Annotated in this window: 11 protein-coding genes; 1 reads left to right on the plus strand and 10 read right to left on the minus strand. The window is 55.7% G+C overall.

Going from position 1 to position 22,963, the window contains the following annotated elements; all coding sequences use genetic code 11:
- Window positions 1-6: 6 nt before the first annotated feature.
- From ACX93W_RS21215 to ACX93W_RS21235, 5 genes are all read right to left on the minus strand, one after another.
- The gene (locus ACX93W_RS21215) at window positions 7-1,686 is read right to left on the minus strand and encodes a hypothetical protein (RefSeq protein WP_459394370.1); all 1,680 of its coding nucleotides are present in this window, start codon (window positions 1,684-1,686) and stop codon (window positions 7-9) included.
- On the minus strand, window positions 1,683-8,303 hold the full coding sequence (locus ACX93W_RS21220; protein WP_459394371.1) for a DUF7507 domain-containing protein: 6,621 nt from the start codon (window positions 8,301-8,303) through the stop codon (window positions 1,683-1,685). Before ACX93W_RS21220 ends, ACX93W_RS21215 begins: the two co-directional genes overlap by 4 nt.
- A 241-nt stretch (window positions 8,304-8,544) precedes the next feature.
- A complete protein-coding gene (locus tag ACX93W_RS21225; protein ID WP_459394372.1) occupies window positions 8,545-9,174 on the minus strand; it encodes a hypothetical protein in 630 nt (209 codons plus the stop codon).
- Window positions 9,175-9,255: 81 nt separating this feature from the next.
- On the minus strand, window positions 9,256-10,515 hold the full coding sequence (locus tag ACX93W_RS21230; RefSeq protein ID WP_459394373.1) for a DNA polymerase IV: 1,260 nt from the start codon (window positions 10,513-10,515) through the stop codon (window positions 9,256-9,258).
- The gene (locus tag ACX93W_RS21235) at window positions 10,505-10,705 is read right to left on the minus strand and encodes a hypothetical protein (RefSeq protein ID WP_459394374.1); all 201 of its coding nucleotides are present in this window, start codon (window positions 10,703-10,705) and stop codon (window positions 10,505-10,507) included. The genes ACX93W_RS21230 and ACX93W_RS21235 overlap by 11 nt, the downstream gene beginning before the upstream one ends.
- A gap of 305 nt (window positions 10,706-11,010) precedes the next feature.
- On the opposite strand from ACX93W_RS21235, the gene ACX93W_RS21240 reads away from it, so the two are divergent.
- Complete coding sequence (locus ACX93W_RS21240; protein ID WP_459394375.1) at window positions 11,011-14,895, plus strand: beta strand repeat-containing protein; 3,885 nt, start codon at window positions 11,011-11,013, stop codon at window positions 14,893-14,895.
- A gap of 167 nt (window positions 14,896-15,062) precedes the next feature.
- Here the strand turns inward: ACX93W_RS21240 and ACX93W_RS21245 are convergent, their stop codons facing one another.
- From ACX93W_RS21245 to ACX93W_RS21265, 5 genes are all read right to left on the minus strand, one after another.
- Window positions 15,063-16,862 carry an extracellular solute-binding protein gene (locus tag ACX93W_RS21245; protein ID WP_459394376.1) on the minus strand — a complete coding sequence of 600 codons (1,800 nt, stop codon included), beginning with the start codon at window positions 16,860-16,862 and terminating at the stop codon, window positions 15,063-15,065.
- The gene (locus tag ACX93W_RS21250; RefSeq protein WP_459394377.1) at window positions 16,859-18,253 is read right to left on the minus strand and encodes a response regulator transcription factor; all 1,395 of its coding nucleotides are present in this window, start codon (window positions 18,251-18,253) and stop codon (window positions 16,859-16,861) included. The genes ACX93W_RS21245 and ACX93W_RS21250 overlap by 4 nt, the downstream gene beginning before the upstream one ends.
- Window positions 18,250-20,013 carry a cache domain-containing sensor histidine kinase gene (locus ACX93W_RS21255; RefSeq protein ID WP_459394378.1) on the minus strand — a complete coding sequence of 588 codons (1,764 nt, stop codon included), beginning with the start codon at window positions 20,011-20,013 and terminating at the stop codon, window positions 18,250-18,252. Before ACX93W_RS21255 ends, ACX93W_RS21250 begins: the two co-directional genes overlap by 4 nt.
- Window positions 20,014-20,150: 137 nt before the next feature.
- A complete protein-coding gene (locus ACX93W_RS21260; RefSeq protein ID WP_459394379.1) occupies window positions 20,151-21,920 on the minus strand; it encodes a type 2 periplasmic-binding domain-containing protein in 1,770 nt (589 codons plus the stop codon).
- A 126-nt stretch (window positions 21,921-22,046) separates the two neighbouring features.
- A complete protein-coding gene (locus ACX93W_RS21265; protein WP_459394380.1) occupies window positions 22,047-22,940 on the minus strand; it encodes a carbohydrate ABC transporter permease in 894 nt (297 codons plus the stop codon).
- Between the last annotated feature and the right edge of the window lie 23 nt (window positions 22,941-22,963).

Here is a 22,963-nt window from a genome sequence, read left to right on the forward strand (position 1 = left end):
ACATCCCTATTCATAGTGATCCTCAACCGTTATCTTATATCCGTTCGATCGAATCTCTTCCTTGTATAGCTTTCCGTTCACTTGATAGCTGTAGCGAGCGAGAACAACTCCCCGGATTACATCGGGCTCCTTTCCTTCATCAACCTTGGCCGCATACCGGATACGAATGATTTTGCCGGTTGGAACAAGTCCCAGCAAAAGCCGCTCTCCGTCCCATTGGTAAGCGTCCGCTCCGTCAATGCGCATGCTGTCTCTGATTAAGCACAGTTGGCTCGGCACAAGCTCGGCAAGCGAAACATCGGCCGGCAGATTGCCGTCATTGCGAAGCTCCAGCTGAAATCGGATATTGCCGCGAGGTTCAATCACGGTCGGTGAAACTGCTGCGTGCAAGGATAGGAGCGGTGCAAGCAGCTCTGTTTTTACCGTATTGGATACAACGCTCTCCCGCACCAGCCTTCCATCCGGCAGCCGGTACGTATAGCTCAGCTTGCCTTTATTGATCAGAACGGATTCCGTTCCGGACAAGGCGGAAGCCGGAATACTGACAGCAAACGTAATGATGCTGGATGACCTCGCCCTCAACGTGCCGAGATGAATGCCTTCCGATGGTTGCACGCCCCTGACAGGTTCTCCGTCAATCTTCACGCTATCCCATACAAACAAAGTCCCTGGCGGCAAGCAATCCCTGACGGTTGCATCCACTGCATATAGGCTTTGGTTGTCTGCTCTCAGTTCGTAAATGAGGGTATCCCCTCTTGTTGCCGCAGCGGCATCCGCCGTTTTGGCAAGCGTAATTCCGGGAGCAATCACCTCAATCTTGACCTTGTTCGTCTCCTCCTCATAGGAGTGATCGTTGATTCGGCAGCATACGATCCCCTGCACGCGAAGCTTCGGCGGCTTCGGCACTCCGATTGTCTTGACGCGAAAGTGTATTAGGACAGTGCTTCCAGGGTGGATCGTCCCTACGTAAATGCCGTCCACCGTATCCTCCGAAGGAATGCAGACATCGTCAATCGTTATGCTTTCGGCTATCAATTCGCCCTCCGGCGGCAGCTTCAGCTTGACGATGGTTTTTTTCATTTTGGATATGCCCCGATTGACGATTTTGACGGTAAAGGAAACCACGTCGCCAACAAACGTATATTCCGTGCAGGCTTTCAGATGGGCGGAGAAGCTGTGGTCCAATACCTGTACCTTTTCCTTATTGGACCATACCGTCCCGCTGATCTCCCTCCCGTCCAGCGTATAAAAAATATAGTCGGCATGCGCTTGGTTTACGATTTTCAAACCAGGGGGCAGACATACGACGAGTAGCTGAAAAGCAATGCGCACCTGCGTTCCCGGCTGTATCAAGCCTAGCGGGATGCCGCTGCCGGGCTTGACGCCCGGCAGCGGTGCTCCATCGACCAGCAAACTGTTTTTCACAAAAGCTGTTCCTTCCGGAAGCGGGTCGTACAAGGTTACTTCTGTCGCTCTATTCCCGTCGTTGCGAACGGTCAATTTGTAAGTGATGGTCTCATCCAGCGATACGCAATCCGGTTTGGCCCGCTTCGTCAGTTCCAGCTTGGGTCCGACAAGCGGGGTTGCCACCGTATTGGAGTAAGCAACCAGATCGGTATTGCCGGAGCGAAACGTAACAAGAGACTGATTCAGCAGCTTCTGGTTACTTGCGGGACCGGATTTCATATTTCAACAACCCGCACCTGGAACGTAATGGTCACGGTTGTTGCGGATGGAATCGTACCAATCGGAATACCGACATTCGGATTAGCCGTCGGTCTCGACGTACCGTCCACGGTTACGCTGCCCGTTACAAAGACGGTGCCGGCAGGCACAGGGTCGGTCATGACGACATTATTGACCGGCGACAAGCCGTTGTTGCGGATCGTAATCGTGTACGTGATGACATCGCCGACGACCGCATCGATAGCCGTTGTGCTCTTCACGACCGTCACATCCGGCGAGGAAACCGGAATAACGAGTTGATTAGACAGCTGGCTGCCCGTACGCGTTACGCCGTCCGGCAATGTAAACGTAAAGTCCACCCTGCCTTGGTTGACCAGCTGCTGCGGATTCGGCAGCGTATCCACCGTAACCTGTAGCGACACGCTGACGTTGACCGTATCGCCAGGCGCAATGGTGCCGACCGAAATACCCGACGTTGGATTGGCTCCCGGCTGTGCCACGCCATCAACAATAACGCTGTTCGGCACAAAGGAGGCGCCAGCTGGAATATTGTCGAACAAGGTAGCCGTTGCCGGCCAGTTGCCAGTATTCGTGACGTTGAAGAAATAAACAACCGTATCCCCGACCGTCGCGTTGGACGTGTTGGCGCTTTTCACCAGGCCGATGGCCGGCTGGTAGATCGGCGTAACAACCGTGTTCGAGAAGGAAGCGCCAGAGAACGCGCCGGATGTAAAGCTGACTTGCGATCTGTTGCTGAGCTGCGCCGGATTCGGAACTGACGTTACGGTTACGCTGAACGTAACCGTGACGGAATCTCCAGGCGCAATGGGCCCAAGCGAAAAGCCATTGATTGGATTTGCGGTTGGACGCGCTGCTCCCCCCACCGTCACGCTGCCCGCGTTGAAGATTGAACCGGCCGGAATGGGATCGGAGAAGACCACATTGTTGACCGTCTCCAGCCCGCTGTTGGTAACAACAACGCTGTACGTAATTGTTTCGCCAACGGCGGCGGCAACCGTTGTCGTCGACTTGACCACGCTCACATTGGGAGTGGAGACGGGGATAACCAGCGTATTGGAGGTTAAGGAACCCGTCAACGTGCGACCATCCGGCAAAATAAAGGAATACGTCGCGGACGCCTGGTTGCTCAGCAGTTGATCCGCCGGCAGCGAATTGACGACGACGGAGAACGTAACGGTCGAACTTCCGGTTACATTGCCGACCGGTATACCCGTCGACGGGTCCGCCCCGGGAACCGGCGATCCGTTCACCAGCACGCTGTTTGGCACAAACGATGTGCCCGCAGGGATTGTGTCGGTCAATACAACGGTTGCCCCGTAATTGCCTGTGTTGTTCAAAGCAACGGTATAGGCAACCGTATCGCCAACTGTTGCATTAGCGGTATTGGCGCTTTTGACGGCGGCAAGAATCGGTTGATAAACCGGAATAGTAACGATGTTGGACAAGGAAACACCAGAGAAGGTGCCTGATGTAAAGCTTACCGACGATTGGTTGCTGATCGTATTTGGCGTCGGCAGCGCGGTAACCGTTACGTTAAACGCTACATTGACAGTTGCCCCCGGCGCAATAGTGCCGATGGAGACGCCGCTAGCAGGATTGGCTGTAGCTCTGGCCGTACCATCCACCGTCACTGAGCCTGTCACAAAGGCGGTGTTGGCAGGCGTCGGATCGGTAAAGACCACGTTGGTAACCGGATCAATGCCGGTATTGGTAATCGCCGTTGTATACGTAATGACATCGCCAACTGCCACGGCTGTCGACGTGCTGCTCTTGACCGCGGAAATGTTAGGCGCCGAAACCGGTATTGTGAGCGTATTGGAGTTTGAAGAACCGCTTAACGTCCGACCATCCGAAAGCATAAACGTGTAGTTCGCCGTACCTTGGTTGACGAGCTGCTGCGAAGGCGGCAGCGTATCGATAACGACGGAAAACATAACGGTTGTTGTGGCGCCCGGCTGTATGGTATTGGCGTTGATCCCAGCTGCAGGGTCCCCTCCGGGAACAGGAAAGTTGTTGACCATAACGCTGTTTGGCACCAGCGAGGTACCCGCCGGGATATTGTCCGTCACTGTCAGCTGTGCCGGATAATTCCCCGTGTTCGCGACGGTCAATGTGTAAGTGAGTGTTTCGCCAACGGTAGCGATGTCGTCGCTTGCGCTTTTGACCACGCCGATGATTGGCTGGGATACCGGAATTTCTACAATATTGGACAGCGAGGTGCCAGAGAACGCTCCTGACGTAAAGTTGACCGACGCCTGGTTGCGTAAAGTAGCCGAAGACGGTATCGAATTGACGACAACACTGAATAGCACGGTTGTGGTCGCTGATGGAGCGATTGTGCCCAGCGAGATCCCTGCGCTCGGAACTGCAGTTGGCGCGGCAACGCCGTTAATGGTTACGCTGCCGGGCACAAACGATGATCCGGCGGGAATTTGGTCCGAGAAAAGCACATTGCTTACCGCTTCAATTCCGTTGTTCCGAATCGCCACTGTATACGTAACTGTGTCTCCAATTGCCGCAACCGTGGATGGCGTCGACTTTGTGACCGTGACATCGGGAGAGGAGACGGGAAACGTAATGGTGTTGGAAACCGCGCTGCCCGATAATGTCCTGCCGTCCGGCGTCGTAAATGTATAGGTTGAGTTTGCTTGGTTGCTAAGCTGCTGCGGCGTGGGCAGCGAGGTGACAACGACGCCGAAAGTGATCCTTACGGTTGCGCCGGGAGCTACGTTTCCGACAGCAATACCGCTGACCGGAGAAGAACCAGGCGACGGAAATCCGCCTATGGTGACGCTGTTAGGCGTAAAGGTCGTGCCGGCGGGAATCGGATCGAACAAGGTCAGGTTTGCAGGCAAATTCCCTGAATTGTTGACATCAATCGTATAGATGATTGAATCGCCGACAGTTGCGTTGTTCGTGCTTGCGCTTTTGGTCAAAGCGATTTGCGGCTGCGTTACAGGTACCGTGGTTACATTGGAGGAGGAGGTGCCGGAAAACGTGCCAGATGTAAAGCTGACCGTCGATTGGTTGTTAATTTGCGATGGAATTGCCATCGTTACGATCACCTCGAAAGTTACGGTAGCCGCGGCGCCGGGAGCGAGGGTACCGATTGGAATACCGGAATTCGGATTTGCGGCGGGCTGCGGCGAGCCGTTCACAATTACGCTTCCGGGTATTAAAGAAGAACCGGGCGACACGACGTCGCTAATTACGACATTATTGATATTGCTGATTCCGTTGTTTGTCGCTACGACGGTATAGGTAAGAATATCTCCGACTACAGCCGACGTAGTAGGACTGACATTCTTGACGACTCCCACGCTTGGAACGGACACCGTGATGCTTACGGTATTAGACACAGTGGAGCCAGAAAAAGAGCGGCCGTCAGGCAGGGTGTACGAATATTGTCCCGCAGCCTGATTGACCAGCCGCTGGCTAGGCGGCAGCGATGCGTTATTGGCGACAAAGCTAACCGCAACGGAACCTCCCGGCGGGATGGAGCTGATCGGAATGCCCGTTAAGGGATTAACGCCGGGCGTTGGCGTTCCGCCTACAATTACGCTGTTCGTCTCGAATACGGCTCCGGCCGGAATCGTGTCGGTTAACGTAACAGAAGCCGCGATATTGCCGGTGTTGGAGACTTGGAACGTATAGGTGAACGTGTCTCCCACCGAAGCGTTTAACGTGCTTGCGCCTTTGACTATGCCGATAACGGGTTGAAAAACAGGCGTAACGACCGGATCGGAGACAGAACTGCCGCTAAACGAACCGGAACGGAAAGCGACGAGCGCACGATTGGACAACTGCGCAGGGTTTGGCACGGAAGTAACCCGCACCTGAAACGTCACGGTGGCCGAAGTTTCCGGAGCCAACGTTCCAACGGTTATACCGACGTCGGGATTGGCACCTGGCGCCGCTGCTCCGTTTACCGTAACCGTGCCGGGCAGGAATACGGCGCCCGCCGGGATCGGGTCCGAAACGACGACACTAGTCACCGGATCAACGCCGCTGTTCACAACGGAAATGGTGTACCTCAATACATCGTTAACCGTTACTGCTGACAAATTGGCAGCTTTGATTACATCCACATCCGGCGCGGAGGCGGTTACCGTAACGGTATTCGATACGCTTGAGCCCGACACGCTGCGTCCGCTCGGCAGCTGGAAGGTAAATGTTCCTGCCCCCTGATCGACCAGGAACGGCGGTGACGGCAGGCTGGTTACCTCCGTCTGGAATGTGACCGGAACAGCGGCCCCAGGCGCAATGGAACCCAGCGCAATGCCCGCTACCGGGGAAGCGCCAGGCTGGGACACTCCGCCGACCGTCACGCTGCCTGGCACAAATGCGGTGCCGGCAGGGATATTGTCGGTCAGCGTCACTACCGCCGCGATATTGCCGTTATTGCTGACGCCTAGCGTATACGTAATAATCGAACCCAGCGTAGCCGTCGTTCGATTGGCCGATTTCGCTATCGCAATAATCGCCTGATAAACCGGCGTTATCGTGACATTGGAAAGCGAAATGCCCGTGAACGTGCCCGAACTGTACGAAACGGAGGACTGGTTTCGGATTTGCGCCGGCGCTGGCGACGGCAACGACGTTATCGTTACCTGGAACGTCACTGTGGCAGAGGCTCCCGGAGGAAGCGTGCCGACCGCAACGCCGCTGGCGGGCGAAATGCCCGGCCTGGATGCGCCGCCGACCGTCACGCTGTTTGGCACAAACGCGGTGCCCGCCGGAATCGGGTCAGTCAGCACCACATTCGTGACCGCCGCCGTGCCGGTATTGGTAACGACGGAGGTAAACGTCAAGGTATCGCCGATGGCCGCATCCGGCAGGTTTACGCTTTTGGCAACCGTTACGCTAGGAAGCTGAACAGGCAGCGTCAGCGTGTTGGAGGCCGCCGAACCGGATACCGTTCGGCCGTCAGGCGGCTGGAACGTATAGGCGGCCGTCGCCTGATCAACCAACTGCGGCGGAGATGGCAGCGAATTAACCAGCACCTGGAACGTGACGACCGAGGTCCCTCCTGCCGCGACCGTACCGATTGGCACTCCCGCGACGGGATTTGCGCCCGGTACGGCGACCCCGTTGACTGTAAAGCTGCCGGCAACAAACGAGCTTCCTGCCGGAACATTGTCGGCGATCGTAGTTGTCGCCCCGATATTCCCCGTATTGGATATATCCAGCCGGTACGTCACCGTATTGCCGACTGTCGCATTCGCCACGTTCGCCGATTTGGCGATGGACAGAATCGGCGAATACACGGTGGTCGTAACCCCATTGGAAGGAATGACGCCAGTAATAACCGGCCCGCCCGCCACGCTTTGAAAGGTAAAGGCGGCATTTGCCGTGTTGACGAGCTGCTGCGGCGACGGCACCGAGGTGACGTTCGCCCGGTACGTCACCGTAATCGACGAGCCGAAGGCCAGCGATCCCAGCGCGACGCCTGTCGTAATATCCGCCGTTGGCCTTGCCGCGCCGGCTACCGTTACGCTTCCGGCCACAAACGTGGAGCCTTGCGGCAACGCGTCGGAGAGTACAACGCTGGCCGCGCTGGCCGTTCCCGTATTGCTGACCGTCACCGTATACAAAATGCTGTCTCCGGTTACGACTCCGGAGACATTTGCGCTTTTGGCCACGTTGATTTGCGGCGCATTGATGTTGACTTGAATGGCATTGGCGTTGACCACGTACGCATCGCCAGATGTAGTCAGACTAAGCACCGCCGACGATTGGTTGTTGACCAGTCGGGCGGATACGTCGACATTCGTTATATCCCAGCCTTGACGCCCCCCGGATATGTTGGAGCCGGGGGCTCCGTTGGTCTGGTTGCGAGTGCCGAACGTGCCGGTCGTGTTCAGTTGGCCCGCATCGTTGTTGATTTGCGACGCAAAAAAGTTGTTGGCGAAATTGTTCGGTCCCGACAAAGCGACAAGCGATGACGAGGTAGGACCAAACAATGCCTGGTCGCCCGTCCGGTTGGCATCCCCTTCCTGCGCGCTGAACAACGCTCTGCCGCCAAGCGTGCCGGTTACCGGCGTGGCGAAGCCGGTAATCGTCGTGTTGACCGGACCCGAAGTCGACTGCACCAAAACCGCTCCCGCCCGGAGCGACATGTTCCGGAACGGAAGCGTGGGGTTTTGGTAGATGACGCCCAGCGTCCAGCCCGCATGATTCGCCGTCGAGTCGTTATTGATCACGATGGTGCCGACGACGCCCGAAGTGGTATAGGTGCCTCCCATTCCTTGCTGGACAAGCGAGGTCACATTGGCGGAGCGTACATAGGCGAATGCTCCTCCGCCCAAATCCACCTGATTCGCCGTTGCGGAATCAGGCGTGACGCTCGACGTTCCGGCGGGCGTCGTGAACGAAACGGGGTTATTGATAGCCGCGGTCAAGTTGACGTTCCCGTTTATGTACGAACCGCCCCAGATCAGCTCGGCGTAAAGCACTGTGCTGCCGGAAGGCAAAACGAGTTGGGCCGAAGAGCTGTTGCTCTGATACAGGCTCGTCGTGCCCGCGGGGTAAGTGCCGTAGACAGAAGCGGTGTTTGTCGTTGTGAATGCGCCAATGCTGTCCAGAGTGCCCGGCACGCCCGCAGTGTCGGATCGGCTCAGGCCCAGCGTATTGCCCGTAAAGGTAATGGCGCCTGTGGCGTTGAAGGTAGCTCGAACGATGAGAGGAATTGTTGTCCCCCCCTTTACCCGGATAAGTGGCTCATTAGAGAAGCTTGAACAAGCGCCTGTGGCCGTTTTTGCCCCTCAAACCTATTCTTATGCCGGAGTTGCCAATACATGTTTGTCCCCCCAAAATCATATCGCGGCATTATTTTGATTATGTTGAGAGGTCATACCCTGTTTGTCCCAGCGCAATCGGGAGCGGATAGGTTTGGCCTTCAAGCCGCTCCAGCTCCTCCCGCGATATCGGCCCTTTGACGGCCGCCACGTAATACAAAATTTCATCCACCACATTGGATTGGACGCGCTGCAGCATTTCCAGCTCCTCCAATTCGTAATCGGGCGGCGAAAACTCCGGAGCATACCGAAATTCCATGCGAAGCAAACGAAAATCAAACGGGGGCTCCTCCCCCTCGTAGGGAGACGGCGGAGGACAAGCGGGTCCATGGGAAGGCTCATGGAAATGGGGGGTCCAATAACGAGGACTGGATTCGTCAAACCTTTGTCTGACGTTGGGGTTGGTCAAATGAATGAAGCTATGGGCGTACGGCGCCAAAATGCACATGACGGCTTTATGCGTACAAATTCGGTGAAGATCGCTCAAAACCGAGGACAAATTTTCAACATAGGAAAGGGAGCGGCTGGCCATGATGAACTCGACGGAGTCGTCCGGCAGCGGTATGGGCTTGTTGATATCCCATACCAGATCCGCTTCGGGGATCGCGCGGCGGTCAATGCCGAAATATCCCGGTTGTTTGTTCCAGCCGCAGCCGATATCCACCTTCATGCGCGTTCACTCCCATTTATGGTTCTACCCCATTATATGGGCTCAGATAAAGGCGGACACGGTATATACCCACCCGTTCCTTTATTTGAAGTGCCCGCCGATCTGCTCTCCCCTTTCCTGGGCGACCCCGGCGGCCAGAAGCGAGGAGGCTCTCATCAAGGCAGTGTCGCCAAACCGATCCTTGATTCCGTCCACGGCTCGCTCCAGATCGAATATTTTGACCTTGTCGTCAAAAAGATCCAGCTGCTGAACCTTGTCGGAGGACAGTCCCGTTAAAGCAATCGCGATATGGCTGACCGGCATCCCCTGCCAAAACTGTCCGAATAACCTCAGGACGGCGGTTGTCAGTTCGTGCGTAAGCGAGGTTGGATTCGGCAAGGTAAGCTGACGGTTGAACACGTTCGCCTGCTGCCCGTCCGATTCCCCCATTCCCAAAGAAACGACTCTCCCCTCGTAGCCAAGCCTTCTGGCGCGCCTGCACACTTCGACGGAAAGCTCCAGCAGCACCACTTCAATGTCCTCACGCCGGCTGTACAGTGAGGCGCGCAGCGCTTTGCCATGGCTGATGGATTTGATCGGCGCCCGGATTTTGGATACGACCGGGCTGGGATCGATCCCCCTCGCCGTCTGCCAATAATACTCCGCCTGGATATCCGACTGCTTGCCCATCATTCTTCTCATCATCCTTTTGAAAATGGGCAGTTCCAGCCTGGCAATATCCCCTATGGTGCGAATGCCGCTCATAGTGAAGCGGGCCGTCATCCGCGAGGCGACCATGAACATCTTGTTAACGGGCAGCGGCCAAAGCTCGTTTTCGATATTGCCGTAATCCAGCTTGAAGATGCCGTCATCCCGTTTTTTGGCAAAGTTGTCGGTCGCCATTTTGGCCAGAATTTTGGTTGGTCCGATGCCAACTCTCGACCACACGCCGGTCGCCAGCATCACTTTCCGTTGAATTTCGCGGGCGATCTGCTCGGGGGAGCCGTACAACACGGCAGAGCCCGTTACATCCAGAAATTGTTCATCGATGGAATAAGGCTCGACCTGGTCCGTAAAGCTTTCGAAAATTTCCGAAATAAGAAGCGACATCGTAATATATCGCTGCATGCGGGGGCGGATAATCACCAGGTCCTTGCATATGGCCTTTGCTTCGCTCACTCTGCTGGCCGTGGTCACCCCCTGTTTCTTCGCCATGGGACAAGCAGCAAGTATAATGCCCGATGAGCGATCGGGATCCCCTACGGCCACCGGTTTGTTTTTGTATTCCGGGTGGGCCGACTTTTCCAGCGAGGCATAGAAGGATTGTCCGTCGATCAGCAGAATGCTCCGTTCACGAGGCATGGCCGGATGCCGGACTAATGGCCAAAATCCGATCCAGGCGAAAGCTGCGCGGACGATTTTTCCCCGTATCAAACGCAATCATCGTTCCGTTCCTAATGCCGAATACCACCACGATCCTTTGGCTGACATGCTCACGCCCGTCGATATAAATCAACTCAATCCGCCGCCCCCTATATTTTTCTACCGACATTTCGCATACCTCCCCGTCAAGATTTGATCTCATTTTATACGAACAATTGTTCCCGTACAAGTTACAAAATATTCCTTGCTCCTGCTTTTGGTTCTTCCCCGGAACCGAAGGGTTTGCGACAGGAAGCCGCGTTGCGAGACGCGGGCTTCGGAAAACGCATGATCTTGTTTTCATAGCTTATCCTCTGGCCTTTTGGCGCCAAAACAATGGCATTAACAAAACAAATGTTGCCTTTTCTTTACATTTGTTACAAACGCACACTCAACTTTGCGGTTTTTGCCGTAGCATATCAACAGAATAAGGAGGTGTTCAAGCTGAACGACAAGAAGAAAATAATCTCGATTCGATTGAGAAAAAGCGGAGCATCCAGCCAAATCAGCCGATTTGTCGAGGATGGGCAGAAAAAAAAATGTAAAAAAAGAAAAAAAGGAAAACGATGCCCTGAACGGGGTCCAAGGGGACCCAGAGGGTTTAGAGGACCAACCGGGCCGACGGGTCCTATTGGACCAGCCGGTGAAAGAGGGCCTAGAGGAAAAGAAGGAGAACGCGGGCGCAGAGGCCGTCCAGGCGAGATGGGAGCAACTGGAGCCACGGGCGCGACAGGTGCGATTGGACAGCCTGGATCCACAGGACCTACAGGTGCGACTGGTCAGCCTGGATCCACGGGACCGACAGGTGCGACTGGTCAGCCTGGATCCACAGGACCGACAGGCGCGACTGGTCAGCCTGGATCCACAGGACCGACAGGAACGACTGGTCAGCCTGGATCCACAGGACCGACAGGCGCTACGGGTACAGCAGGTGGAACAGGGCCAACGGGATCGACGGGCAGTACAGGGGCTACTGGGCCTACCGGTGTTACCGGACCGACGGGACCAACAGGGCCTACAGGTGCTACCGGACCAACGGGGATTACTGAAGGTGATGTTCTCTTTAACGTCATAGGGCCAACGGGATCCGCTTCAGTTGAATATGGCGGAAATCTGATTTTTGAATCAAACACGATAAATATCCTTGTAACACCCGGTTCCGCTATTGTAAGTCTCGAAGTTGACTCAGGAGTAACAGGACCTACGGGCGCGACAGGCGCGGACGGCGTTACTGGACCTACCGGACCGACGGGGGCTACGGGCGCGGACGGCGTTACTGGGCCAACCGGACCGACGGGGGCTACGGGCGCGGACGGCGTCACTGGACCAATAGGATCGACAGGCGCTACTGGCGCGGATGGTGTCACTGGACCAACAGGGCCTACAGGGGCTACTGGTGCGGATGGTGTCACTGGACCAACCGGATCGACAGGCGCTACTGGCGCGGATGGCGTCACTGGACCAACTGGACCGACGGGTGCCGACGGAGCCACAGGTGCTGACGGCGCGACCGGACCGACGGGCGCTGACGGCGTCACTGGACCAACTGGACCGACGGGCGCTACTGGCGCGGATGGCGTCACTGGACCAACTGGACCGACGGGCGCTACTGGCGCGGATGGTGTCACTGGACCAACAGGGCCTACAGGGGCTACTGGTGCGGATGGCATCACTGGACCAACCGGATCGACAGGCGCTACTGGCGCGGATGGCGTCACTGGACCAACCGGATCGACAGGCGCTACTGGCGCTGATGGTGTCACTGGACCAACAGGACCGACGGGCGCTACTGGCGCGGATGGTGTCACTGGACCAACAGGGCCTACAGGGGCTACTGGTGCGGATGGCATCACTGGACCAACCGGATCGACAGGCGCTACTGGCACGGATGGCGTCACTGGACCAACCGGATCGACGGGCGCGGATGGCGTCACTGGACCAACCGGATCGACAGGCGCGGATGGCGTCACTGGACCAACAGGGCCTACAGGGGCTACTGGTGCGGATGGTGTCACTGGACCAAGCGGATCGACAGGCGCTACTGGCGCGGATGGTGTCACTGGACCAACAGGACCGACGGGCGCTACTGGTTCGGATGGTGTCACTGGACCAACAGGACCAACGGGCGCCACTGGTGCTGATGGTGTTACTGGACCAACAGGACCGACGGGCGCGGATGGCGCGGATGGCGTCACTGGACCAACAGGGCCGACGGGCGCGGACGGCGTCACCGGACCGACGGGTGCGACGGGCGCGGACGGCGTCACTGGACCAACCGGATCGACAGGCGCTACTGGTGCGGATGGTGTCACTGGACCAACCGGATCGACAGGCGCTACTGGCGCGGACGGCGTCACTGGACCAATAGGATCTACAGGCGCTACTGGTGCTGATGGTGTCACTGGACCAAGCGGATCGACAGGCGCTACTGGCGCGGATGGTGTCACTGGACCAACAGGACCGACGGGCGCTACTGGTTCGGATGGTGTCACTGGACCAACAGGACCGACGGGCGCGGATGGCGCGGATGGCGTCACTGGACCAACAGGACCGACGGGCGCGGACGGCGTCACCGGACCAACCGGATCGACGGGCGCGGATGGCGTCACTGGACCAACCGGATCGACAGGCGCGGATGGCGTCACTGGACCAACAGGGCCTACAGGGGCTACTGGTGCGGATGGCATCACTGGACCAACCGGATCGACAGGCGCTACTGGCGCGGATGGCATCACTGGACCAACCGGATCGACAGGCGCTACTGGTGCGGATGGTGTCACTGGACCAACAGGACCGACAGGCGCTACTGGCGCGGATGGTGTCACTGGACCAACCGGATCGACAGGCGCTACTGGCGCGGATGGTGTCACTGGACCAACAGGGCCTACAGGGGCTACTGGTGCGGATGGTGTCACTGGACCAACTGGACCGACGGGCGCTGACGGAGCCACAGGTGCCGATGGCGCAACCGGACCGACGGGTGCTGACGGCGCGACCGGACCTACGGGTGCCGACGGAGCCACAGGTGCTGACGGCGCAACCGGACCTACCGGACCTACGGGCGCTACTGGCGCGGATGGTGTCACTGGACCAACAGGGCCTACAGGGGCTACTGGTGCGGATGGTGTCACTGGACCAACTGGACCGACGGGCGCTGACGGAGCCACAGGTGCCGATGGCGCGACCGGAGCGACGGGTGCCGACGGAGCCACAGGTGCTGACGGCGCGACCGGACCTACGGGCGCGGACGGTGCTACAGGCGCTGACGGCGCGACCGGACCTACAGGGGCCGACGGAGCCACAGGTGCTGACGGAGCAACCGGACCTACGGGTGCCGACGGAGCCACAGGCGCGGACGGCGCAACCGGACCTACCGGGCCGACGGGCGCGGACGGTGCTACAGGTGCTGACGGTGCGACCGGACCTACCGGACCTACGGGTGCCGACGGAGCCACAGGCGCTGACGGCGCAACTGGACCGACTGGACCTACCGGCGCTGACGGAGCTACAGGGGCCGACGGTGCAACCGGACCTACGGGCGCGGACGGTGCTACAGGCGCGGACGGCGCGACCGGACCTACGGGTGCCGACGGAGCCACAGGCGCGGACGGCGCAACCGGACCTACCGGACCGACGGGGGCCGACGGAGCCACAGGTGCTGACGGCGCGACCGGACCTACAGGTGCCGACGGAGCCACAGGAGCGGACGGCGCAACTGGACCGACTGGACCTACCGGCGCCGACGGCGCAACTGGACCGACTGGACCTACCGGCGCCGATGGCGCGACCGGGCCGACTGGACCTACCGGCGCCGATGGCGCGACCGGGCCGACTGGACCTACCGGCGCCGATGGCGCGACCGGGCCGACTGGACCGACGGGCGAAAGTCTTGCTGGCCTTGAGGCCTACGGCGGTCTGTTTTCGGACGACGCTCAAACTATAACGATTGCCATTGGCGGGGGAACGCAGCAAATCCTGCTTGCCGATACGATGCCATCCACTGATGTCACACTTGGTACAAACACAATTACAATCGTTACGCCTGGTGTTTATGAAGTTAACTATTATTTAGCGGTTGGCACCGTTTTGACAGCAGTTTCAATGTCCGCGGGCGTTCGAATAGGCACAACCTTCATTCCTTCTACGTTCCAAGGACGGCTACTCTCTCTGACTTCAGGCGTTGTGTTCCAAGGCAGCGTGCTCGTCACGCTTGCGGCAGGAAACTCCCTGAACTTGGCAGCCTCTGCTCTGGTAAGCATCGGCGTATCCTTGAGCGCAGGCGTCAACGCATCTCTGACCGTCAAAAAAGTAAGCATTTAACGTCATTAACCCATCAATCCATGAATCGGAAAAGCATTATCCGCAAAACCATTCCTTCGCAGAGCCTTTTCTTCAACGCATAAACAAAGCCGCCTGTTCCACGAGAACTGGCGGCTTTGTCCTGAGGTAGACCTAGCCTGTTTCGATCAGGTTTGCAAACCAAATGATTAGTTCCGGGCGTCCGCCCATTCGCCAACCTCTTTCATAACCTTTTTGCCGCCATTGTTCATCCATTCCTCCACGAAGGTATCGAATGCTTCAATTGGAAGCTCCCCTGTGATCATTTTCAGATAATAATCCTGTTCCAGCCGTTGAAGGCTCGGCCAATACTGATCGTAAGCAGGCGTACTGTCCACGAACAACGCCTCCACCCGAATCATGGGCTCCTTGCTGATCTTGCCGCCTTGCAGATACGCCTGCGAAATACTCCAGGCCTCCAAATCCTTTCGCGGATTTTCCTGCTCGAACAGAATGTTGGCATACATCTCCTGCATTTCCTGGTTCATGTCTTCGATCTCGAGCTCGCCTTCCAGCGCCTTTACCAAAATATCATGGCGCTTGATAACGGCATCGCGGTCATCCAGCAGAAGAGTGAGCGGAAAATAATTGCGAAGCTGATTTCCCATCTGCTGGGCTGTTGCCCGGATCGCCGTTGTCGCCGCATCCTCTTCCCCGCCAAAGCGCTCCAGCTCCGTAAACAAATTGAGAATCTTCAAAGCGGCCTCCGGATGCGGGTAATCTTTGCGAACAACCAGATAGCTATCAGTCACTGCGGAGCTACGGGTCACGAATTGGCCTGACGCATCCTTAGGAGCCGCGTAGACCTTCCACTCCGCCTTTGCATCCTTAGAAATGGAATTGCCCAGCGGCCAATAAGGCCCCCACCACGGCGCGAATAAAAGACCCACCTGATTCTGTTCCGCCGAATACTCCGATTCCTTTCGCAGCATAAATTCCGGATCGATAATGCCCTCCCTGTACCAACGGGCAAGGAGCTCCAGCGCCTGTTTTGCTTCGGCCTGAATAGAACCGTAGACGACATGCCCTTCTCCGTTTCGATACCAGCTTTTTGGAAAAGCATGATAGGAAGCAAAAATGCTGTCCAGGCCGTAGATCCCGGTTTTCTTGTTATATACCAGGCTTTTGTCGACCGGAAGACCAAGCGTATCGTCCACATTATTGCCGTCGGGATCCCGCTCGATAAATGCCCTTGCGATATGCTCGATGTCCTCCAGCGTGGAAGGCGCGGGAAGATTCAGCTTGTCCAGCCAATCCTGGCGTACCCATAAATAAGAGGGGGTGTCCGCTTCGATCACGACATTCGGAAACGCATACAATTTCCCGTCGAATGTCGCCTCTTTAAGTGCCCCGCCGTCCGTAGAGTCGTAAATGGAACGCACGATCGGAGAGGCAAAGCGCGGATAAAACGAGGTAAGATCAGCGATCAGGTTCCGTTCGATAAGCGTAAGGAACTGCGAACGATTCACAACGAAAACATCGGGCAAATCGCTGCTCTGAATGGCCAAATCCAACATCGTGTTGTATTGCTCCTCGGCGCTTGCCTCCCAATCATATTTAATGACAATGCCAAGCTTATCTTTGATATACCGCGACATGAAATTTTGATCGCCAACGTCCCCTTCCGGCAGCGTAATGTCGGAATAGGAGTAGGCAACCTTTATAGTGACAGGCTCCTCGTATGGAAGCTGTCCTTCCTCCAATTGCTTCACCCCTCCGCCATCCTCGCTCGCCTTGCAGCCTGCGGCAACCAGAAACAAGCAGCCGAGCAGCAAAAGCAAGCCAAGACGCGACGTCAGGCAGCTGCGCGTCCAGGACGCCAGGATCTTGGGCACACGCGGCCTCTGGCGTTCCAACTGCATGAGCGACGCCAGGCCGCTTCGTGTCTTGGTTTCCGGACTAATGGGCAAAAGCGGCCCCTGGCGTTCCAACAGCAAGCGCCGCCTCATTCCGCATTCACCTCTATTACTTGATGGATCGTCCGATATTCCGTCGGATACATGCCGACTCGCTCTCTGAAGGTGCGGCTAAAATGCTTATTGTCGTCAAAGCCGATTGCGCCGGCAATTTCCGAAATGGACAAGCTGCTCTCCAGCAGCAGATGCTTGGCCTGGTCGATTCTCATCTTGCGCAGCACCTCCCCGAAGGAATTGCCAACAAACAGCTTGAAGCATTGGCTGAAATAGCTTCTACTCATATTGACTTTAGCCGCGATATCGCTTTGAGTCAGGTTGTCGCAGGCGTGCAGCCGCATTTCCTGCAGCGCCTTGACCAGACACAACACAACCTCGCGGGACAACGAAAGATCGGCAAGCCGCCGCTGCACGACTAACGCCATTTCAGACAGGGTCTGCGCCATGTCGCTCCATGTGTGCGGATGCATGTCGGCTTCAAGGCGAACTCTCTCTTCCGGACTCCACTCCATATAGCTGGACCAATTGTTATACAAGTCTTTCATCATGCCAATCAATAGTGAAGGGTCGGGCCGCAGCAGAGCTACTTTTTCATTCCACGCGCTCCAGTCCTTCCCGTACAGCAGCCATTTGAACTGCTGCCACTCCGCCAAAAACGCCTCCTTGTCGCCTTCGGCATCCTGGTTTCCATAAAGCTGGTCCAGCTCCTTGAGTGCAAGCGGCGACGGAAGCGGGGATTCGGCGTAAAACAGAAAATACTCCAGCCTCTCCCGGATCAGCTCCTCCGCTTCCTGGCGGCTGTGATTGTCGCATGGCGCTATTCCGACAACCTCCCAGTCATGGTGCAGGTTCTCACGCAGCTCTTCCGCATCCGGAAGAGGGGCCCCTCCGCCTGGATAACAAAGCGACAAGCGGGGCGTCAGTTGCTGCAAGACAGTGCCCTCCGGCAGAAGGCCGCGCACCTCGGCCAGGCTTCTTTTTTTGTCCCGGTTCCGAAAAACCGTCGCGCCGTGAAAATGCTTGCTCTCCGCCGCTCTTCTTCCGCTTTGACGATTCAAGCGGCCGGATATCCTGTTCATTGTTTCATCTACGTTGTCTTTATTGAGGAGCGTTTTGACGATATAATCGATCGCTCCCAGACGGAGCGCTTCCTGAACGTAATTAAATTCATGATGGCAAGTCAAAATAACGAACTGAACGTCGTCGTTTTTTTGCTGGACCTTCTTCATCAGCTCAAAGCCGTTGATGCCCGGCATCGTGATATCCACAAACATCAAATCAATGGGCTGCTGGTCCATGATTTGGAGGGCGCGATTGCCGTTTCCCGCTTCGCCGACAATTTCTATGCCGTAGGTTGGCCAGTCCGCAAGCGCAATAAAGCCTTTGCGCACCAGCTTTTCATCATCCACCACGATTGCATGAATCATTCCCGTACCTCCTCCATTTTCATCGGAATGATAACCGACAGGCATGTACCCTGACCCCGTACACTCTCAATATTCAAATGGGTCGCCGAACCATAATAACGCTCCAGCAGCCGCTGCACGTATTTAAGGCCGATGCCCATCCCGAGGCTTTGCCCTTCACCTGCTAGATCAAGCAGCTGGTCTATCTTTTCCTGCTCCATGCCAGGCCCGTTGTCCTGCACCTTCAGCTCCACCTTGCCATCATTGGCTTTGACGGAGATGTGGATCTCGCTTTTCACATCGTGTTTCCCGTGATAGATTGCATTTTCCACCATGGGCTGGAGCAGAAACCGGGGTACGGGAACATGCAGCGCGTCGGGGTCTACCTCGATATGAAATTCCAGGTCGTCCTCGTACCGGATGCTTTGCAGCTCGATATAGTTCCGCAAAGCGCCGATTTCATCGCGCATGGTCACGATCAAGCTTTGCTTGCCCATATTGTAATGAAGCACTTGCACCAGCAGCGTGACGATTTTGTCGATATCATCCTGTCCGCCCTCGCGGGCCATCCATTGCACGGAATTAAGCGTATTGTGCAGAAAATGCGGATTGATCTGGCTAAGCAGCTTTTCGATTTCCAGCTTGCTTTTGTTGCGTTCGTTTTTGGCAATTTCCTGAATGAGATTGTTTACCGTATCCTTCATGACCTGGAAGTTGTCTAATACCTGGTCAAATTCCTCGATATGCATCAGCCGCACGGGCGCTTCCCGATCGCCCGTCATACGGACGATTTCGCGATTGACCTTGCGAAGCGAGCCGTACACCTTGCGCCAGATCAGCATCGCCAGGACGATTGCGAAGCAGAACGATCCCAGGAACAAAATGCCCATTCGGAGCATCCATTCGTCGATTTCATGATTAAAAACCTTTTTTTCGACGGCCGTTACGAGCTTCCAGCCCTGGATTGACTCGTAGCCGAACAAATAATGGTCGGCATATTCGGCATCCTGCTTGTTCACCATGCCCCACGTCAGCTTGTCGCTCTGGAAGGGAGGATCGCCGGCATCCGCAAAAATTACCTGCTCCTGCTCATTGATCAAATAATGATAAACCGGCATGCCGTACCAGTTGCTGTTCATGATTTTGCGAAAAATATTGTAGTTGGATTCCAGATATATGAATAGCGGCTCGCCACCATCCGTTTTGACTTCCCGGAGTGAGGAAAACACGATATTGTCGCTGTTTTTGTACTGCGTCTGATGCGGCCCGAAATAAGCAGTGCCGTTATATTTGACGAACGGAGGCAGGCTTTTTGTCTGAAAAGCATCCCTCACGGACCGGTTCGTGAACAGTATCGGATTGTCCGGGTCCTCGCTGACGTATGCCATCAGCCCCAGATTGGGATTGGTAAAATTAACGACGTTAAGATTGTCTTCGATATCCTGGCTCATTTCCACCTTTTCGGTCATTTTGTCGCTTTTCAGGAAGGCGTTGACCTTGGCGGCCGTTTGTCCGTCCAGCGCAAACTGCTTGGACACGAAATCGAGATTGCTCAGCAAATTTTCGATTCCGGTCGCTTCCTGCTTCAGACTGGCTTCAATGCCGGCCTGAATTTTATTTTTCAATATGGCGTGCATGGTGGAGTACGTATACCCGGCAAACAGCACGGGCGGAAACATACAGGCAATCATGAGATATATGACAAGCGTACGCCTCAGCGTGCTTCGTTTGAAAGGATGGGACAGCTTCCGCATCCACCGATTCCATCTCTGTGTTGTCAATGGTAAACCCCTCTTTGCCGTAATCGCTTTCATATCCATTGCAGAGCTTTATATCCATTGTACCGTTTCCTGTCCCATGTGAAAAGCGGAGGACCGCACCTTTCGGGAGTCCTCCGCGCTATGGATATTACTTCGTCTTAACGGAATTTGAACGTTTTTTCGGTTTCTTGCTTGTTAAAGGCCACGAGGTCGTCATAGCCCAGACCTTTCGCCTTGGCAACCATATCTTCCTTCAGCTTGTTGAACTCGGCTTCGCTCTTCGCGTATACCATCTGCCAGGAATATTGTTTGATTACCGATGCGACTTGGCCTTGCTTTTGCTTCAGGTCATCCGACATTTCCACGTACGGCTCGCCGGTAAAGATCGCTTTTTGAACCGCGATTTTGTCGTTTTTCACGAACCATTCTACAGGCGTGTCTGCGCCCATAGCCGCGCGCCAGTTTTCTTCCAGCTTCGTCGGATTTTTGTCCAGCGTCGAGCTCCACAGCAGGTAATCGTAAGGATCGCCGTTGTCAGGATTGATCGCGGACAGCTTGAATGTTGTATTGTTCAGTTGGTTGCGGCCTTTGTCCCATACGCCGCCGCCGAATTCGTCGGGAATCGGAGTTGCGTTGGACGGGAAGGCTTCTTCGCCAAGCGCAGTCAGAACCGGCTTGCCGTCTTTCAGCTCCCACATCATGCCTTCAGGCCCGTAGTTGGAAACCATTGTGCCTTCAGGGGAGTAGAGCCAGTCAACAAGCTCAAGCACGCGCTCCGGATATTTCGTTTTGGAACCGATGGACCAGGTAGCCGTACCGCCGTAAGGGTTAAAGCCGTTGGAGAAAGCGCGCTCCTCCTGGAACGGAACCAGATGGAAGCCCTTTCCTTCCGCTTCGCGCTCAGGCGTGTTGTACGCGTCGTCGAGCCACGAGAACCATACGAACAGGATTTGTCCGTCGCGGATTTTGTCAACAACGGTATCGAAGTTTTGCGTCAGGGAGTCCGGATCTACCAGACCCATTTGGTTTGCGTCAAAATAGAGCTTAAGTGCACGCATGTAGTAGCTGTCTTCGTCAAGCAGACCTTGAATTTCTTCCGTATCGGCGGAGATCAGGGTAAAGCCGCCCGGATTTACGCCATCGTTTTCTTCAAAGCCGTGCATGCCCGCCCAAGCTTTGGCGTTCATCATCAGGTTGCCGTCCCAGTCAGGCCACATGGTGAATGCATAAACCGGTTTGCCGGATTCGCTTGTAGGCTGCAGATCTTTCATTGCTTTCAAAACAGGAAGGTAATCTTCCATTGTTTTGATTTCAGGTTTGCCGAGCTGCTCGTACAGATCCCAACGAAGGTTGGGGTGATAGTTCAGGTCGCGTCCTTCGGACGGGCCTTCGCTGTCGGGGCCGACTTCGCCGCCAACGCCGTAGATGCTTGTGCCGCCGCCAAAGTTGGTTTGGTTTTTCTCCAGCGCTTTTGCGGCATGCTCCTTCAGATTTTTGCCGTATTGATCAAGAAGACCGTCCTTGGTCCAATCCAGCAGCATGCCGGCTTCGATTGCGTCGAGGTATTTGCTGTCCGTATCGCCGAAAATGATCAGGTCGCCAAGGTTGCCGCCCGCCATCAACGACTGGAACTTCAGATCGCCGCCGCCTTCCAGGTTGGACGCAATGATGTTCAATTTAATATTGAATTTGTCTTTAACCACCTTTGCGAACCAGCCCGGCTGCTCGCCGGAGAAGTTGGAGCGCATGGAGAATACGTCAAGCGTAATTTCCGGACGTTCTGCCGTTCCCGGCGTCTCTCCGCCGTTTCCGGACGCGCTTTGCGACGGCTGCGGGTTATTGTTGCCGGAGTTGCTACACGCCGCTATAAGTGTAGTAGCCAGTACGAATACTAATAGGATTGCCAATGATTTCTTGCGAAAAGCCATTGTATTGCCTCCCTTTTTTTAGTTGAAGCCTTCATGAAACCCCTGCCTAAACGTGATGCCCGATGATTCAACCTACAGCACCGCCGTATGCGCCGGCCTCACCTCCCCGATGTCATGTCCCGGCTATTAGCCCTTAACCGCACCGATCATGATGCCTTTAACAAAATAACGTTGGAAGAATGGATACACCATCAGGATTGGAGCTACAACAATCATCGCAACGGTTGTACGGATCGAAGTTGCGGTTTGCAGCTTGGACAAGTCCAGATTTTGCATCCCTTGCCCGGACCGGATAATGGCGGCAAGCGAGTTGGATTCATTCAAATATTTGTACAGAACAAACTGAAGCGTGTAATATTCTTCTCTCTTCATCAGGAACAACGTATCAATAAAGGAGTTCCACTGCGCCACCGCGGAAAAAATCGCGATCGTTGCCGCAATCGGCATGATAAGCGGGAATACGATACGGAAGAACAGGACCATGGTGCCGGCTCCGTCGATTTCCGCCGACTCCTCCAATGCTTCGGGAAGCGACTCCACAAACGTTTTGACCAAAATAACGTAAAACGGCGATACGATGGTCGGCAGGATGTAAGCCAGGTAATTGTTGACCATGCCCATATTCATCATGATGATGAACCATGGAATGATGCCGGCGTTGAAATACATAGTGACGACCACAAAGCGGTACCAGAATACGCGGCCGGCCATTTTTCTTTTGGTAAACAGATATCCCAGGAAGGCTGAGCCAAACACGGTCAACACCGTGCCGATCACTGTCCGTCCTACGGATACAAGAGCGGCGGTCGAAAGCCCCTTCACCTTCAGCACCTCAATATAGTTGTTGAAGTGAATGCCTTTAGGCAGCCAGGTAATGGCGCCGCTGGCGCTCAAGCTGTTATCGCTGATTGTCTGGATGAACAGATAATAGAAGGGAAACGCGCAAAGCAGGGTGAAAATACCGAAACCGATATAGTTAACCGTCGAAAATACTTTATCTCCCAATCCGGTTTTATGCATGTCCTTCTTCCTCCTCTCGTGAA

It is taken from the genome of Paenibacillus sp. CAU 1782 (assembly GCF_054551715.1).

Excerpts from the sequence above, each read along its gene's own strand:
- ACX93W_RS21215 (WP_459394370.1), bottom strand. The coding sequence starts at position 1,686 with ATGAAATCCGGTCCCGCAAGTAACCAGAAGCTGCTGAATCAGTCTCTT.
- ACX93W_RS21225 (WP_459394372.1), bottom strand. The coding sequence starts at position 9,174 with ATGAAGGTGGATATCGGCTGCGGCTGGAACAAACAACCGGGATATTTC.
- ACX93W_RS21230 (WP_459394373.1), bottom strand. The coding sequence starts at position 10,515 with ATGCCTCGTGAACGGAGCATTCTGCTGATCGACGGACAATCCTTCTAT.
- ACX93W_RS21235 (WP_459394374.1), bottom strand. The coding sequence starts at position 10,705 with ATGTCGGTAGAAAAATATAGGGGGCGGCGGATTGAGTTGATTTATATC.
- ACX93W_RS21245 (WP_459394376.1), bottom strand. The coding sequence starts at position 16,862 with ATGAGGCGGCGCTTGCTGTTGGAACGCCAGGGGCCGCTTTTGCCCATT.
- ACX93W_RS21250 (WP_459394377.1), bottom strand. The coding sequence starts at position 18,253 with ATGATTCATGCAATCGTGGTGGATGATGAAAAGCTGGTGCGCAAAGGC.
- ACX93W_RS21260 (WP_459394379.1), bottom strand. The coding sequence starts at position 21,920 with ATGGCTTTTCGCAAGAAATCATTGGCAATCCTATTAGTATTCGTACTG.
- ACX93W_RS21265 (WP_459394380.1), bottom strand. The coding sequence starts at position 22,940 with ATGCATAAAACCGGATTGGGAGATAAAGTATTTTCGACGGTTAACTAT.